Source organism: Flavobacterium sp. (assembly GCF_046155325.1).
In the GTDB taxonomy this organism is placed as follows: Bacteria; Bacteroidota; Bacteroidia; order Flavobacteriales; family Flavobacteriaceae; genus Flavobacterium.
This window is the reverse complement of record NZ_JBJXDQ010000113.1, coordinates 1-16,851: the sequence shown is the minus strand read 5'-3', so window position 1 is coordinate 16,851 and position 16,851 is coordinate 1. Positions and strand designations below refer to the sequence as shown.

The window sequence follows — 16,851 nt, the reverse complement described above, 5'->3', positions numbered from 1 at the left end:
AAAACAATGTTAATTCTTCATCTGACATCTTGTCATATTATTCGAATTTGCCTTATCTTTGTACTTTGAAAACATACGATGGATAAGATAATTGAAGAAAGCAAACAAGGTGAAAGTCTTGTTCTAGAATATAAACCCGAAAACACCAAGAAACTCTTTATAGAAAGTTACGGCTGCGCGATGAATTTTTCGGACAGTGAAATCGTGGCTTCGATTTTATCAACAAATGGTTATAATACTACACAGATTCTCGAAGAAGCTGATTTGGTTTTGGTTAATACCTGCTCCATTCGAGATAAGGCAGAACAAACAATTAGAAAACGTTTAGAAAAGTACAATGCTGTAAAACGCATCAATCCAAAAATGAAAGTAGGCGTTTTAGGCTGTATGGCTGAGCGTTTAAAAAGTCAGTTTCTAGAAGAAGAAAAAATCGTAGATCTAGTTGTGGGTCCTGATGCTTATAAAGATTTACCAAATTTATTAGCAGAAGTTGAGGAAGGTCGCGATGCTATCAACGTGATTTTGTCTAAGGATGAAACTTATGGTGATATTTCGCCTGTACGATTGATGAGTAACGGTATTACGGCTTTGGTCTCTATCACTCGGGGTTGTGATAATATGTGTACGTTTTGTGTAGTCCCTTTCACTCGTGGTCGTGAACGCAGTCGTGAACCGCAAAGTATCATAAACGAAATTCAAGATTTGTGGGACAAAGGTTTTAAGGAAATTACGCTGCTAGGACAAAATGTTGATAGCTATTTATGGTATGGTGGGGGACTTAAAAAAGATTTTGAAAATGCATCAACGATGCAAAAAGCTACAGCAATAGATTTTGACAAATTATTAGAAATGGTGGCTATTGGTTTTCCTAAAATGCGCATTCGGTTTTCGACATCAAACCCTCAAGATATGCACGAAAGCGTACTCCATGTCATCTCAAAATATGATAATATTTGCAAACACATTCATTTGCCTGTTCAATCGGGAAGCAATAGAATACTCAAAGAAATGAACCGTTTGCATACTCGTGAGCAATACATGATATTAATTGATAAAATAAGAACGATTATTCCAAAAAGCTCAATTTCTCAAGACATGATTGCTGGTTTTCCATCAGAAACCGAACAAGATCATCAAGACACCTTATCGTTGATGGAATATGTAAAATATAATTTTGGTTATATGTATTCCTATTCTGAACGCCCTGGAACACTCGCTGGACGCAAAATGGTAGATGATGTTCCAGAAGCAACAAAATTACGAAGATTACAAGAAATTGTCAATTTACAACAAAAACACGCTTGGTTTCGAGCCGAAGAATTTATAGGACAAACAGTTGAAGTATTGGTTGAAAAAGTATCAAAAAAATCAAAAGAAGAGTTTTCGGGAAGAAATTCACAAAGTATTACCGTAGTTTTTCCAAAAGAAAATTATAAAATTGGAGATTTTGTAAATGTAAAAATCACAAGCTGCACCAGCGGAACTTTGAAAGGAGAAGCAGTTGGTTTGAGTGAGATGAATTAAAATGAAGGGATAATTAATAATGGATAATTGATAATTTAAAAATAAGAAAAATTAATTGTTCATTGTTAATTATTAATTATCAATTAAATAAAATGGAAACAGTTCAATCAATAAAACAACGATTCGAAATTATAGGAAACGACCCTAAACTCAATCGTGCAATAGAAAAAGCCATTCAGGTGGCACCAACTGACATTTCGGTATTGGTAGTTGGAGAAAGTGGTGTTGGAAAAGAAAGTGTCCCGAAAATTATTCATTCCATTTCACATCGAAAACATGGAAAATACATTGCTGTAAACTGCGGAGCTATTCCAGAAGGAACCATTGATAGTGAGCTATTCGGACACGAAAAAGGTTCTTTTACTGGAGCAACGAGCACCAGAGAAGGCTATTTCGAAGTAGCTAATGGTGGAACCATTTTTTTAGACGAAGTCGGAGAATTACCCTTGACCACTCAAGTTCGTTTGCTCAGAATTTTAGAAAACGGAGAATTTCTTAAGGTTGGTTCATCACAAGTACAAAAAACAAATGTCCGTATAGTGGCAGCTACCAATGTTAATTTATTTGATGCTATCGAAAAGGGCAAATTTCGAGAAGATTTATATTATCGATTAAGCACAGTAGATATTACTCTACCTCCGTTAAGGGAAAGAAAAGAAGACATACATTTATTATTTCGAAAATTTGTGGCCGATTTTGCCCATAAATATAAAATGCCACCTATTAAATTAGATGACACTTCCATTTTTTTATTACAAAAATTTCGCTGGAGCGGAAATATTAGACAATTAAGAAACGTTGCCGAACAAATTTCAATTCTAGAAATTAACCGTGATATTTCTGCTGCAACATTACAGACCTATTTACCGGAAGAAGGAAGCAATTTACCATCTGTTATTAAAGATCATAAAAACGATTCTGATTTTAACACCGAAAGAGAGATTCTATATAAAGTGCTTTTTGATATGAAAAGCGACTTACATGATTTAAAAAAACTCACACTTGAATTAATGCAAAAGGGAGTAGCAAATGTAAAAGAAACAAATTCTAAATTGATCAAAAAAATATATGGTTCCAATGAGGAGGATAGCGAAATAGATTTTGAAGAAGAACCTAATACTGCAGTAATTACTGCACAAGTTGACGATTCCAATTATCAAATTCAAGAAGATAATTATCAATTTACTGAAAATATTGAAGAGGAAGAGATCCTTAGATTAGAGCAAAAAGAAATTGAAATGATAAAAAAGTCGTTAGAGAAAAATAAAGGGAAACGAAAAATAGCAGCCGATGAACTTGGAATTTCCGAAAGAACTCTTTACCGAAAAATAAAACAGTTTGATTTGTAAATAAATTGACGATTAAAATTTGACAATTAACAATTGAAAAAATATATCTTTGAAAATTTTTTGAAATATGAAATATATTAGAAATATACTAGTTTTGATTTTAGCTTTGTCTTTAAATAGTTGTTCAGTATACAACTTTACTGGCACAGGAAAAATTGACGCAAAAACATTTCAAGTAAGTTATTTTCAAAATAATGCCGAATTAATTGAACCCGGTATAGAAAGAACATTCACACTTCAACTTCAAGATATTATTCAAAATCAAACCAACCTGAATTTAGTGAACTCAGGAGCTGATTTATCTTACGAAGGAGAAATTACAAGTTACAACATTAGTCCCATGACCGCGACTGCCAATCAGCAAGCCTCAGAAAATAGACTGACTATCAATATCAATGTAAGATTTACAAGCAGAAAAAAAGAATCAGATAATTTTGAAAAAACATTTAGTTTTTTTTATGATTATCCTGCAACGTCACAGTTAACAGGTACAAATCTTACAACAGCTTTAAAAATAATTTTTGAAAGAATAACCCAAGATATATTTAATGAATCATTAGCAAAATGGTAATAACCAGTTTTAAGTTAGTAGCTGAAATCTAACTCGAGCCAGAACGGCGAACAGGCGAAGCAAATCTGAAATATAAAATGAACGTAACTGATTACACTTATTTGATTAACAAACCCGATGCAATCAACGAAAAACAAAGCGATGCTTTAGAAAAAGTTTTAGTTGAATTTCCTTTTTTTCAAAGTGCTAGAGCATTACAATTAAAAGGTTTATACAATCAAAATAGCTTTAAGTATAATAATGCTTTAAAAATCACTGCTGCTTACACTACAGACAGAACCGTTCTTTTTGATTTTATAACATCCAATACGTTTGTAGCTATTCAAAAAGGCCTATATGAAAAGAAATTATTAGAACTTTTAGACATAGGCGTTGTTGATCATGAATTAATTAATTCTGACATAAATATTCAAAACAATACTAACAAATTAGCAAATTCTATACTTGATTCCATAAAAGGGGCTACAGAATTAAATGAAATAACAAAATTAACAGTAGAAAAATTAGATATTGGAAAACCTTTAGATTTTTCTAAAAATGAAAAACATTCCTTTCAAGAATGGCTTCAATTATCTAGATTACATCCTATAGATCGAGGCAATGAAAATAAAAATATTTTAGAAAACAATGCATTAGAATTGCTGAAAAAGAAAAAAACGGAAATAATTGATAAATTTATAGAATCGAATCCGAAGATTTCACCTGTTAGACAAGATAACACAAAAATTCCTTATATAGAATCAAGCCAATCTGAAAACACCCATTTAATGACCGAAACTCTAGCAAGGGTATATTTGGAACAAAAAAATATCAAAAAGCAATTCAAGCTTATGAAATTTTAATTTTGAAATATCCAGAAAAAAGTAGTTTCTTTGCAGACCATATTTCGGATATAAAGATTTTACAACAAAATAATAAATAAACAATGAGCACATTTTCAATTTTTTTAGTTTTAATTACAATAGTTTGCTTTCTATTGATAGTAGTAATCATGGTACAAAACCCTAAAGGTGGGGGATTATCATCTGCAATAGGTGGAACACAAATGTTAGGCGGAGTACAAAAAACAACTGACTTTTTAGATAAAAGTACTTGGACATTAGCCACAATTTTAATTGCACTTATATTACTTTCAAGTTTAAGTTTTGTAGGTTCATTGGGCGATACCGATTCGAAAATTATTGACAAAACAGAGACTGCAGCTACAACAAGCGCAACTCCAGTTAAAGAAGCTCCAGCTAAAAAATAGTTTTTACATAATAATTATGAATGCCAGCCTGTCAAAGCTGGCATTTTTTTTAGGTAAAATTGTCAGTTTTAATCAATTGGCATAGTTTCTGAAAAACATAAAAACACAATAAATAACATTAAAAATAAAATCATGGCCTTAAACATTAAACCACTTTCAGATAGAGTTCTTATTGAACCTGTTGCAGCTGAAACAAAAACGGCTTCTGGAATTTTTATCCCAGATACTGCTAAAGAAAAACCACAAAAAGGAACTGTAGTAGCTGTTGGAAAAGGAACTAAAGAACACGAAATGACAGTAAAAATTGGAGATTCTGTACTTTACGGAAAATATGCAGGGACAGAATTAAAATTAGAAGGAAAAGATTATTTGATTATGCGCGAGGACGACATATTGGCTATTATATAGCTTTAAGCAATAGGCTAAATTCTTTAAGCAAATGAGAGATTTCAAGAAATATGATATTTGGCAATTAAGCCACGCATTTACACTGAAGATTTATTCTAATACATCTTTATTTCCTAAAGATGAATTGTATGGAATTACAAGTCAAATAAGAAGAGCTTCTTCTTCAATTCCGACAAATATTAGTGAAGGTTGTGGCAGAAATTCAGATAAAGAATTTAATCAATATCTTAATATAGCCTTAGGTTCTGCAAGTGAAACAGAATACTTAATTATTCTTTCCAGAGATTTAAATTATATTGACACGGAAACATTTGAAATCTTAGAAAAAGAAATCAATACAATAAAAAGTAAAATTTATAAATTAAAACAAATACTAATTCAGCAGTAAGGAGCGAGCTTAATGCTTAAAGCCTTCTGCCTAATGCTTAAAATAAAATGGCAAAAGATATAAAATTTGATATTGAAGCACGTGACGGACTAAAACGTGGTGTTGATGCATTAGCAAATGCAGTAAAAGTAACTTTAGGGCCAAAAGGTCGTAATGTAATTATTGGAAAATCTTTTGGAGGACCAACAGTTACAAAAGATGGAGTTACTGTAGCAAAAGAAATAGAATTAAAAGACCCATTGGAAAATATGGGCGCTCAAATGGTAAAAGAAGTAGCCTCAAAAACCAACGATTTAGCTGGTGATGGAACTACAACTGCTACTGTATTGGCTCAAGCCATTGTAAAAGAGGGTTTGAAAAACGTTGCTGCTGGAGCAAATCCTATGGATTTGAAAAGAGGAATTGACAAAGCAGTTGAAGCTATCGTTGCTGACTTGGCTAAACAAGCTAAAGTGGTAGGAAGTGATTCGGAGAAAATAAAACAAATTGCTTCTATTTCTGCAAATAATGACGAAGTTATTGGTGAATTAATCGCTAATGCTTTTGCAAAAGTTGGAAAAGAAGGGGTAATTACTGTTGAAGAAGCCAAAGGAACGGATACTTATGTTGATGTTGTTGAAGGAATGCAATTTGACAGAGGTTATTTATCTCCCTATTTTGTGACAAATCCTGAGAAGATGGAAGTAGAATTGGAAAGTCCATATATTCTTTTATATGACAAAAAAGTATCTTCTTTAAAAGAATTATTGCCCGTTTTAGAGCCAGTTGCACAATCTGGAAAACCATTATTGATTATTGCAGAAGATGTTGATGGCGAAGCTTTATCGACATTGGTAGTAAATAAATTACGTGGTGCCTTGAAAATCGCTGCAGTAAAAGCACCTGGTTTTGGAGACAGAAGAAAAGCAATGTTGGAAGATATTGCCATCTTAACCGGTGGAACTGTAATTTCTGAAGAAAGAGGATATACTTTAGAAAACACAACGATAGAAATGTTGGGAACTGCAAAAAGAGTAACCATCGACAAAGACAATACTACAATTGTAAGTGGTGCTGGCGAAGCAGATATGATTAAAAATCGTGTCAACCAAATTAAAGGTCAAATGGAAGCAACGACTTCTGATTATGACAAAGAAAAATTGCAAGAACGATTGGCTAAATTAGCTGGTGGAGTTGCAGTTCTTTATGTTGGTGCTGCTTCTGAAGTGGAGATGAAAGAGAAAAAAGACAGAGTGGACGATGCTTTACACGCAACTCGCGCTGCGGTTGAAGAAGGAATTGTTGCTGGTGGTGGTGTTGCACTTTTAAGAGCAAAAAATGCTTTGAAAGATTTAAAAGCAGATAATGCTGATGAAGCTACAGGAATCCAAATTATATCTCGTGCTGTGGAATCGCCATTAAGAACTATTGTTGAAAATGCTGGTCTTGAAGGATCTGTTGTTGTTGCAAAAGTAGCAGAAGGAACAGGAGATTTTGGTTATAATGCTAAAACAGATGAATATGTTGACATGCTAAAAGCAGGTATTATCGATCCAAAGAAAGTAACTCGTGTAGCATTAGAAAATGCGGCTTCTGTTGCAGGAATGATATTGACTACGGAATGTGCATTAATTGATATTAAAGAAGAAAATGGTGGAAGCCATCATGGTGGTGGAATGCCGGGGATGATGTAAAATTATTTAGAATATAAAATAGCATTTTTAAAAATCCATTCATCAGATGAATGGATTTTTTTTACACTAAAAACAAATTATATTTATACATTTATAGATAGATAAAATATTAGATTTAAATTTAATTTTATTAAACAAATTCAATAATGAAATTTAACCATACTCTTTTCAGTCTATTTTTATTTATTCAATGTTTCTCTCAGAATTCAGACAATCAAGAAAAAATTAAAAATAATCTCCAAAATTATTTTCTTTATGATAGAGAAATTATACATGTTCAGTTTAACAAAAACATTTATGTAAATACTGAAAAAATTGCCTTTAAAGGATATGTTTTTAGCAAAAATAACAACAGCCCTAATTTAAATACTAAAAACGTTCAATTGGTGATTTACAATGAACAAAACGAAATTATACAGAAACAATTACTTTACACGACTAAAGGCACATTTGAAGGTGGATTAGTTTTAAATGAAAAATTTATTGCTGGAAAATATCGCTGTCACTTTTACACCAACTGGATGAATAATTTTTATGAAGATGATTCTTTTATAGAAATTATTCAAATTATAAATAAAAAAGACCCTTATAATTTTGAATCAGCTGAACCAAATTATAAAACAGCAAAAGTTACTTTTTATCCCGAAAGCGGCATAATTATCAATAGAATAAGCAATAGAATTGGAGTGAAAATTATTGATTGTAATCTCAAAGGGATTTCAATTGAAAAAGGAATAATTCTAGATTCGAAATCCAATGAGGTTGCATCATTTTCAACTAACAAAATGGGCAATGGAAATTTTTATTTTATACCCAATTCTAACGAATCTTATACTCTAAAATACAATTCAGATAAACTTAATTTATCCGAAGAACTACCCAAATCTCAAGAGACTGGCGTAACAATAAGCTATAATAATAATTTATCCAATAATAAATTAGCTATATCAATAAAAACAAATAGTTCTGGAATTGAATTGCTTCAAAATAAAAAATTCATTCTACTCATTCATCAAGATGCAAATTCTATTCAGAAAGAATTCTCTTTTTCTAATAATAAACCAGAGCAAATATTATTTTTTAATAAAAAATATTTGCCTATTGGTATCAATAGTATTCGACTTATAGATGAAAATGGTAATGAAATTTCAGAAAGATTATTAAACAATTTTGGTATAGCAACTCCAGAAACAAATATCGAAGCAAAAATTATTAAAAATGACAGTGTTGCATTACTTGGAAAAATTAACACAAAAATGATCAATATGAGTATGAGTATTAGTGTTCTTCCTGCAGAGAATATTAATCTTGAAACAAAAAAATCCATTTTAGGAACATTTTATTTAAATGCTTATTTAGAAAAACCTGAAAATGAAACTTATACCTATTTTGACTCTGAAAACAAGAACAGAAAACAAGAATTAGAACTCATGTTGTTAAACCAAAAAAGAGGTAAATATTTATGGAATAACATAAAGTCAAATCCTCCAAATAAAACATTCGTTGATGCAAAAGGAGTTACTATAAGCGGTAAAATTACAAATAAATTAAGTGGTAACTCAAAATATCGAATTCAATTAATATCGCTAAAAGATAAGATTTTTGAAGAAGCTGATCTCGATAAAAACAATGAATTTGAATTTAACAACTTTTTTGCACAAGACTCAACAGAATTTATTTTACAATTGATAAATGATAAAAACAAGGTTTTAAATTCAAAATTGTTTTCAAGGATTTCTAGATATGAGAATCCATTTAAATTAAGTTTAAACAATGAAATCAATACTTGTCCTCCTAGTATAATTAAAGAAAATAATTTTACATTTTCAGCCTCTAATAATAAAAGCATTAAGCTTGAAGAAGTTGTTGTCTTTAATAAATATAAAAAAGAAAAACTGACCTATGAGAAAGAAGCCAATTCAATCATGGCAAATTCTTTTAAAATTGGGGATAATGAATTTGGAAGCGTTATGGATTTTATTGCTAGGAATGGATTCAGGATAGGTATCAATGAAGAAGATAATACACCATTTGTTAGAAATTCTAGAAATACAGCATTTTCAATTAGCAGTGCCCCGCCTGGTATCTATTTAGATAATGAAATGTTACTTGATTTTGATTTTTTGTATAGTTTACCAATAACTGATGTTGACGAAATTTATATTGATCGATCTGGTTTTTCAGATACTGCGGGGCGCTCTGGAAGCATAAAAATATTTTTGAAAAAAGGAATTAAAACAGAGATCATAAATTACAAATTTTCTAAACTATTTGTAACCAATGGATATGCCAAAAACATTGATTATAAAATATCAGAATTTCTAACTCAAAAAGAATTTTCCTATTTTGGCACATTAAATTGGACTCCAAATACTACTCTTAAAGAAAATGGGGTTTTCCAAATGAAGTTTCCAAAAGGTAACCAAACGGTGATTCAAGTTTTAATAGAAGGCTTTTCGGAAGATGGACAACTTATTTCTGAAATTAAAAAAATTCCTGTTGTACATCCTTAAATCAAAAAATCCGAAGTTTAATAGCTTCGGATTTTTTATTTTACAAATGAATTCTTTTTTTTAATAGCTTGAACAAAACAGGAAGTGTGGTTATAAGCACAATGCCAATGACAATTAATTCTATGTGTTCTTTTAAATCTATTCCGAATTTATCTATAAATAAAGCCGACAAATAATGTCCTGAAAGGATCATACTAAAAGACCAAAGAATAGAACCCAAAATATTGTTAACCATGAACTTCTTTTTGTTCATTGAAGAAATTCCAGCAACTATAGGGGCAAAAGTTCTAAAAATAGGCAAAAACCTTGCGAAAATGATGGCTTTACCACCATATTTATCGAAAAAATCTCTGGCTTGTAGCAGGTATTTCTCTTTGAACCAAAAAGTATCTTGTTTCTTATAGAGATAAGTTCCTCCTTTTACTCCAAACCAATACCCTATCATATTACCAAATATCCCTGCAACAGAAACTAATGAAGCCAATAAAACCACATTAATAAAATCATTGCCTACAGATATTTGTTGGGTTAATAGTTCGCTATAAATACCCGCTAAAAACAAAAGACTATCACCTGGCAGAAAAAATCCTGCAAATAAACCTGTTTCGGCAAAAATGATAAAAAGTATAACCAACAACCCAATTTTAATACCTCCCAATTCCATCAATATATAGAATTCTGGATTTAGTAATTGCTTCCAATCAAAACTATTCATAAAATTATTTTAAAAATTGACGTGAAAGTAATTAATATTTTGTGAAACTACACTATGAAAAAAATCCTTTTCTACCATTTTAATATTTATTTAGCAAAACGGCGAATATAGACTATAGATTTAAAATTATTTAAGTTTTTCCTCTCTATCGTATTGACAACATCCAGGAAGTTTATTATATGTATCATTATTTGTTTTAAAATCCTCAGTATCATGACCCACTTTTGCAATAGCCTTTTTCACTTCTGTAACTGAGGTTTTTTCTTCATTAATTGTCAAAGTTAATTTATGTGTTTCAATATCCCACACAGCCGATTTCACTCCGTTTACAGAAAAAGCTGCCTTTTGAATTCTCTTTTGACATTGTTCGCAATTACCTTTGATAACAACATTGTGTTTTGCGTTTTTGTTTTTTACTTCTTGTGCTTGTGATGAAACTGTTACAATAAATAACATCATTCCTAAAAATACATTTCTCATTTTATTTGTTTTTAATTGTTATTATTTAATTTTAAATCTTAACCCTGCATAATACATTTTTCCAAAAATTGGCGCGTATACAATTGACGCGTCAAATGTCGTCCCAAAAGGATTATTACTGCCAAGTATTGCTTTTTCTTGTTTATAATTTCCAATATTTTCACCACCAACATATACTTCAAAAACACTAGAAAAAACTTTAGTTATTTGAGTATTAATTAAAGAATATGAAGGCGAATATTCAGGTAATCTGTCGATTGTAGGATTTGTTAAAGTATTTGGTAATAGTTGCGCACCCATCCAGTTATATGTGAAATCAAATTTCCATTGATTCCCTTTTTCATTGATATTAGTTTCAAAAGCTAAATTAGCAAATAAACGATGCTTTGCTTGTAATGGTTTTTCAAATCTACTTGTATTATAATCTGTTTGGATATCATAATATTTATAGGCTGTTCTCAAATCAAGGTGTTTTATCAATTCTATATTAAAGTCTAATTGAAAACTAGTAGCAAAAGATTTTCCTCTTAAATTGTAGAAATTAACATGCTGAGGGCTATAAAACAAATCAACGACTACCTGATTATCAAAATCAGTTCTATAAAAATCTACACCAACATCTGCTTTTTTACTGAAAAGTAAAAATCCTTGTGAAAAACTCATTCCGTAATTCCAAGCGATTTCTGGATTTAATCCATACAATTTTCCGTTTGTATCCATAACATCAAAAATTCTTGAACTTGCAAAAAGTGCTTGATTTTCAGCAAAAATATTAGCACTCCTCTTTCCTCTTCCAACTGATGCTCGCAAAACCCCTTTCTCCCATGGATTATAACGAACATGAAGTCTTGGTGTAATAAAAAATCCTAATCGGTTATGATTGTCAATGCGACCACCGGCAATAAGGCTGAAATTAGAAGTGTTATCATATGTATATTCAAAGAAAGCACCAACTGAATTATCGATTCTGCTATAATCTTTCATCTTGACAAATTCTTGGTATTGGTCAAAAGTAAAATTTAAACCAGTAACGAATTTATTCATAGTATTATTAATAATAGAGTTAAAAATCAAGTTTGAATAATAACTTTTTTGTTTGATATCATATAGATTTAACCCAAAATACGATTCTTGATTGTGGCTATTAAAAGCGTTTTGAAAACCAAAACTTTGATACGGAATATTTGGAAACACATAGCCTAATTTGGCAGAAACATCGATACGCTCTGTGTTAATTTCGGAGCCCCAAAAATTAGTTTGACCTTTGTCTTTATTGGGATCAAAGTCAATTTCTCCTGTTTGTTTTTCATCTTTCATATATTTAAAATTGATAAAACTCACCCAGCCTTTTGTAGCATCTGTATATTGCCAACGATTTAAAACATTAATTTGTTTAGCCAATGGATTATCCAAAAAACCATCATCATTCATATCGTTCTTTGCAAATCTGGTGTTGCCGTGAATAAACAAACTCGTCATCCATTTACCCGAAATTTCGGAATTGAAATGTGTATTTAATTCAAAACGACTGTCAGTAGAACCATAAGCATTCAAGAAAAAAGGAATGTTTTTAATGGGTTTTATTAATTCCGTATTGATTTGTCCAGAAATACTTTCGTATCCATTAACAACACTACCAGCACCTTTAGTGATTTGGATGCTTTCGACCCAAGTACCGGGAGTAAATGACAACCCATAGGCTTGAGAAGCGCCTCGAACCGAAGGAATATTTTCTTCGGATATCATTAAATAAGGGCTAGTTAAACCCAACATTTTAATTTGTTTTGTCCCTGTTAAAGCATCCGAAAAACTAACATCGATTGATGGATTTGTCTCAAAACTTTCGGCCAGATTACAGCAAGCCGCTTTGAGTAATTCCTTGCTTGTTACTGTAGTGGTATTTGTTGTAATTTTATAGGATTTTTGCAAGGCATTTTTATACCCTGTGACTTTTACTTCTTTTAGTGTGTCTTGGGAATATGATTGAAATGCACATAACAACACGAGTAAAAGTGATAGGAATTGTTTTTTCATGAGATTAATTTTAACGTTAATAAAAAAACAGACCAGTATAGTCTAGTTTAAGCAAACATTAAAATCAGGCGTAAAAAATAAATTGGTGATATAATTTAAAAAGTGGTGGTGCATTTGCATCACAATAATAAGGTCTTGTCTTTTCACTTTTAAAAATTAAATTTTCATTAAATACAAAAGGATTCCAGTTATCTACAGTAAAAGTAAAATAAGGTGAAAACGTCAAAGAATCAAAAGATACATTTTCTGATTTTTTTTGAAAATGAAAAACTTTATCCTGGCAACAAGATGATTTTTTTTTAAAAGATCCACAGCAATTTTTCTCAGCACTTGAATATTGAAATTGGGATCTCAAAGAAATCGAAGCAATTGCATCATTACAATAATGCACATTAAAAGCCAATCCTAAATTGGAAACCAATATAAAAATTGAAAGAAATACGCTTAATTGTTTTTTAATTATCATAGTACAAAAATAAAAAAATTGAAGTTGAAATTTCACAATAACATCTTAATTTTTAGAGGATTGTAATTGGAAATAAAATGCTGGCAAAAACAATAATAAAAGAATAGGCTGAATTAAAAATCTCCTTATATAAAACAAAGCCATTTTATTAGTTTCATCAAAACAATAAATCACTGAATATAAAGCTATAATTAGAATAACAAAAAATGCTACATATAAGAGAATAGAAAATTTAATAGCTACTATATCTCTAAACAAAACATAAATAATTGCCAAAGACAGCATTGTATTTAAAATATATCTAGAAAATAATCCAAAAAACAACTTGACCCCCTCTAATTCAGGCAAAGGCAAATTATTATAATCGGTTTTGAAATACATCAAAAAAGGATCATAAAACAATTCGTCCTCAAAGCCTCTTATTAACACTAATAAAAATACAAGTGGTATCGTTAATAAAATTCTAAATTTATGACTTAGTATCTGATGTCTTAGCATATAACGAAAATTTACGAATCCAAATTATCCATAATATAAAAACGGAACTGTATATAAACAATGGGAAAAAGACTCCATGTAAAATGGGTTCTCTATTAGGAAAATAATACAGTAAAACACATAAAATAGCAATACGCAACATGTTCAAAATATGTAAAAGTAGACTTCCTCCTAAAATGTATAAAACTGTAGTTTTAATTCTTCCTGAAAACGCAATTATAAAAGATGAAAATAAAATAATTATGCCAATACCATTACATCCCTCTATAATTCGGGCAATAAATATATTTTTATAAAAAAATTTAATTCCTGGCTCAATAGAATCTGGAATAATTCCAGCATCATAATCAAAATAAAGCAAAATATCTTTGGTTTGTTTTGCTACTGATCGGGTAATTCCGTCTACCTCAAACTTTTCAATATCATATTTATCAAGGTAACTTTCATAAACAATAGTAAAAAGCAAATAGCTTAACAGAAACTTCCCTAGAAACAGCAAGAAGGGTCTATATAGAATGAAAAACTTTTTCAAAATAATTCTTTTAACAAATTTATATAAAAATAGATAATTTCATTTAAATACTTTTACAAAAAAATTAAAAAAAATGAAATTTGAACGATTACACCCAAAAATCATAGCAATTAGGTCAAATAATACAAAATCGAGAGAAGAAAAACTACTTGCAATTTGTCAGATACTCCAGGACTCCATAGATTATTATAACTGGGTAGGTTTATATTTTGCTAATCATGAAAAACAAACTTTGCATCTTGGTCCGTATGTTGGTGAACCAACAGACCATACAATTATTCCTTTCGGAAAAGGAATTTGTGGGCAAGTAGCTGTTTCTAACCAAAACTTTGTAGTGCCCGATGTTGCCGCACAAGACAATTATATTGCCTGTAGTTTTACAGTGAAATCTGAAATCGTCGTGCCGATTTTTGTAAACGGCATAAACATAGGCCAAATTGATATTGATAGCCATGTTTTAAATCCATTTACTGAAAATGACGAACGATTTTTGGAATTTGTAACTAAACAAATTTCCACATTATTCTAAACCAACTTTTTTCTGCTTTTTTCAAAAATTTAGCAGTGTGTATTTTTTATTTCATTACTTTTGTTTAACATTTTTTAATTTTATTTAAACAAATAAAAATGTTACTCCAAATGAAAAAAGAAAGACCCGACCTTGTTGTTTATTCAGATGAAAAAGGATACAATGCTAGTTCCCTAAACTACGCTACTTCTGTAGGTGCACCTGTTATTAAAATGGATAATGTTGTCGCTTGGAAAAGCAGAGGAATTCAAAATGTGAATAAAGAATTTGAAAGCAAATTCAACGAACTGAAACAAGAATACGATAAACTAATAGCAGAATTTCAGTGGAACGAATTGGTGTATAACGCCAAATTCTCTTTCGAACCTGTTGTTGGCGAAATATATCACATGTATATTGGCGATGATCACATTCATTTTTTGTCCCTGATTGCTCCAAACGAATGGAACAAAGAATATATTGCAACATTCAGATTAAACAGCGACAAAAAATGGATTTTATTAGAGCAAGATGAAAAAGTATCATTCTAAAAATTAAACTTAAAACTTACTAACTCCACTTTTATAAAATCTCATTTTTTTTTCAGATTTTATACTATAAAAAAATATAATGAAAAAACACTTTTCCTTCGAATCGATTACAGAAATGCCCAAACATCAAAAAACTCATTTTATTAATAGCTTGGGAGGCTTCAAAAGTGTCTCTCTACTGGGAACAAAAAATAATTTAGGAACAACAAACTTGGCGATTTTTAGTTCTATTTTTCATATTGGAGCAAATCCTCCTCTAATTGCATTGATTTTTAGACCCAGTCCTCCTGAGCGTGATACGCTGCGAAATATTTTAGAAACGGGCTTTTATACCATAAATCATATCAATGAATCTATATACAAACAAGCACATCAAACTTCGGCTAGATATGATGATAGCATTTCTGAATTTGAGGCAACTGGATTACAAGCAGAATTCAAAAATAATTTTCCAGCTCCTTTTGTAAAAGAAAGTAACATTCAAATAGGTGTTGAATTTAAAGAAAGAATTGATATTACGATAAATAACACCATTATGATAATTGGTCAAATCAAAGAAGTGTATGTTCCAGAAGAAAGTATTGGCGAAGACGGATTTATAGACTTAGAAAAAGCAAATACAGTTACTTGTTCTGGACTAGATTGCTATCACACAACCGTAAAGTTGGACAGACTTAGTTATGCAAAACCAAATCTAGAAATCACATCACTACTCTAAATTTTGAAAAAAGAAACCATCAATATTGTTTGGTTCAAGCGGGACTTGCGTTTTACGGATAACGAAGCACTATTTCACGCACATCAATCAGGTTTGCCTTTATTATTGGTTTATTGCTTTGAACCATCGGTTATGAATTACGATGATGCCGACACAAGACATTGGCGATTTATTTACGAATCGATTCAAGATTTGCAACGAAAACTAAATGTTTCAAATACCAAAATTTATTTTTTTTACAACGAAACAGAAACCGTTTTTTCAAAATTATTGCAACATTTCGATATTAAAACCGTCTTTTCGCATCAAGAAATTGGCAACAAAATCACCTTCGATCGCGATATTGCAATGCAAGAATTTTTTCAAAAAAACAAAATCATTTGGGAAGAATTTCAAATGCACGGCGTAATCAGGAAACTCAAATCCAGACAAGATTGGGACAAACGCTGGGAAGCTGTAATGCGTGATACTCCAAAAACCATTAAAGAATCAGAGTTGAATTTAATTTCATTAGACAATGATTTTTACAATAATATCAAAGGCGAAACTTTGCCAAATGAAATCACGACGCCTAACAAAAATTTTCAGCAGGGCGGCGAAAATTTAGCTTGGCGGTATCTAGACAGTTTTGTAAAAGAACGTTACGTTAATTATAGCAAACACATTTCAAAACC

At 30.6% G+C, this 16,851-nt stretch carries 18 protein-coding genes and 1 pseudogene; 13 read left to right on the top strand and 6 right to left on the bottom strand.

Going from position 1 to position 16,851, the window contains the following annotated elements:
* Positions 1-78: 78 nt before the first annotated feature.
* The 9 genes and pseudogenes from miaB to ACKVOD_RS07720 all read left to right on the top strand — a co-directional run bounded on the left by miaB (position 79) and on the right by ACKVOD_RS07720 (position 9,675).
* Positions 79-1,524, top strand: a complete 1,446-nt coding sequence (miaB, locus tag ACKVOD_RS07760; RefSeq protein ID WP_409208903.1) for a tRNA (N6-isopentenyl adenosine(37)-C2)-methylthiotransferase MiaB — start codon at positions 79-81, stop codon at positions 1,522-1,524.
* Between the two features lie 92 nt (positions 1,525-1,616).
* On the top strand, positions 1,617-2,873 hold the full coding sequence (locus tag ACKVOD_RS07755) for a sigma 54-interacting transcriptional regulator (protein WP_409208902.1): 1,257 nt from the start codon (positions 1,617-1,619) through the stop codon (positions 2,871-2,873).
* A 67-nt stretch (positions 2,874-2,940) separates the two neighbouring features.
* Positions 2,941-3,444 carry an LptE family protein gene (locus tag ACKVOD_RS07750; protein WP_409208901.1) on the top strand — a complete coding sequence of 168 codons (504 nt, stop codon included), beginning with the start codon at positions 2,941-2,943 and terminating at the stop codon, positions 3,442-3,444.
* 77 nt (positions 3,445-3,521) lie between these two features.
* A pseudogene (locus tag ACKVOD_RS07745) lies at positions 3,522-4,366 on the top strand (tetratricopeptide repeat protein).
* A 3-nt stretch (positions 4,367-4,369) separates the two neighbouring features.
* Entirely contained in the window at positions 4,370-4,693 is a 324-nt protein-coding gene (gene secG, locus ACKVOD_RS07740; RefSeq protein WP_409208900.1) for a preprotein translocase subunit SecG, read from the top strand.
* A 132-nt stretch (positions 4,694-4,825) separates the two neighbouring features.
* Positions 4,826-5,101, top strand: a complete 276-nt coding sequence (groES, locus tag ACKVOD_RS07735) for a co-chaperone GroES (protein WP_409208899.1) — start codon at positions 4,826-4,828, stop codon at positions 5,099-5,101.
* A 31-nt stretch (positions 5,102-5,132) separates the two neighbouring features.
* A complete protein-coding gene (locus tag ACKVOD_RS07730) occupies positions 5,133-5,489 on the top strand; it encodes a four helix bundle protein (protein WP_409208898.1) in 357 nt (118 codons plus the stop codon).
* A 47-nt stretch (positions 5,490-5,536) separates the two neighbouring features.
* Positions 5,537-7,162 (top strand): chaperonin GroEL, encoded by a 1,626-nt coding sequence (groL, locus tag ACKVOD_RS07725; protein WP_409208897.1) that lies wholly within the window; start codon positions 5,537-5,539, stop codon positions 7,160-7,162.
* Between the two features lie 146 nt (positions 7,163-7,308).
* Positions 7,309-9,675 (top strand): hypothetical protein, encoded by a 2,367-nt coding sequence (locus ACKVOD_RS07720; RefSeq protein WP_409208896.1) that lies wholly within the window; start codon positions 7,309-7,311, stop codon positions 9,673-9,675.
* Positions 9,676-9,715: 40 nt separating this feature from the next.
* Here ACKVOD_RS07720 and ACKVOD_RS07715 read toward each other — a convergent pair whose 3' ends face one another.
* From ACKVOD_RS07715 to xrtF, 6 genes are all read right to left on the bottom strand, one after another.
* On the bottom strand, positions 9,716-10,390 hold the full coding sequence (locus tag ACKVOD_RS07715) for a DedA family protein (RefSeq protein WP_409208895.1): 675 nt from the start codon (positions 10,388-10,390) through the stop codon (positions 9,716-9,718).
* 126 nt (positions 10,391-10,516) lie between these two features.
* Positions 10,517-10,870, bottom strand: coding sequence for a heavy-metal-associated domain-containing protein (locus ACKVOD_RS07710; RefSeq protein ID WP_409208894.1), 354 nt, complete (start codon positions 10,868-10,870; stop codon positions 10,517-10,519).
* A gap of 21 nt (positions 10,871-10,891) precedes the next feature.
* The gene (locus ACKVOD_RS07705) at positions 10,892-12,904 is read right to left on the bottom strand and encodes a TonB-dependent receptor plug domain-containing protein (RefSeq protein WP_409208893.1); all 2,013 of its coding nucleotides are present in this window, start codon (positions 12,902-12,904) and stop codon (positions 10,892-10,894) included.
* 64 nt (positions 12,905-12,968) lie between these two features.
* Positions 12,969-13,370, bottom strand: coding sequence for an HYC_CC_PP family protein (locus ACKVOD_RS07700; RefSeq protein ID WP_409208892.1), 402 nt, complete (start codon positions 13,368-13,370; stop codon positions 12,969-12,971).
* A gap of 45 nt (positions 13,371-13,415) precedes the next feature.
* The gene (locus tag ACKVOD_RS07695) at positions 13,416-13,868 is read right to left on the bottom strand and encodes an exosortase F system-associated membrane protein (protein WP_409208891.1); all 453 of its coding nucleotides are present in this window, start codon (positions 13,866-13,868) and stop codon (positions 13,416-13,418) included.
* Positions 13,840-14,400 carry an exosortase family protein XrtF gene (gene xrtF / locus ACKVOD_RS07690; protein WP_409208890.1) on the bottom strand — a complete coding sequence of 187 codons (561 nt, stop codon included), beginning with the start codon at positions 14,398-14,400 and terminating at the stop codon, positions 13,840-13,842. Before xrtF ends, ACKVOD_RS07695 begins: the two co-directional genes overlap by 29 nt.
* A 73-nt stretch (positions 14,401-14,473) precedes the next feature.
* On the opposite strand from xrtF, the gene ACKVOD_RS07685 reads away from it, so the two are divergent.
* From ACKVOD_RS07685 to ACKVOD_RS07670, 4 genes are all read left to right on the top strand, one after another.
* On the top strand, positions 14,474-14,929 hold the full coding sequence (locus tag ACKVOD_RS07685) for a GAF domain-containing protein (RefSeq protein ID WP_409208889.1): 456 nt from the start codon (positions 14,474-14,476) through the stop codon (positions 14,927-14,929).
* Positions 14,930-15,039: 110 nt separating this feature from the next.
* Positions 15,040-15,459, top strand: coding sequence for a DUF2452 domain-containing protein (locus ACKVOD_RS07680; protein WP_409208888.1), 420 nt, complete (start codon positions 15,040-15,042; stop codon positions 15,457-15,459).
* A 79-nt stretch (positions 15,460-15,538) separates the two neighbouring features.
* Positions 15,539-16,177 (top strand): flavin reductase family protein, encoded by a 639-nt coding sequence (locus tag ACKVOD_RS07675; protein ID WP_409208887.1) that lies wholly within the window; start codon positions 15,539-15,541, stop codon positions 16,175-16,177.
* A gap of 3 nt (positions 16,178-16,180) precedes the next feature.
* Positions 16,181-16,851 (top strand): deoxyribodipyrimidine photo-lyase (locus ACKVOD_RS07670; protein ID WP_409208886.1); only part of this gene is annotated, 671 nt, incomplete at its 3' end.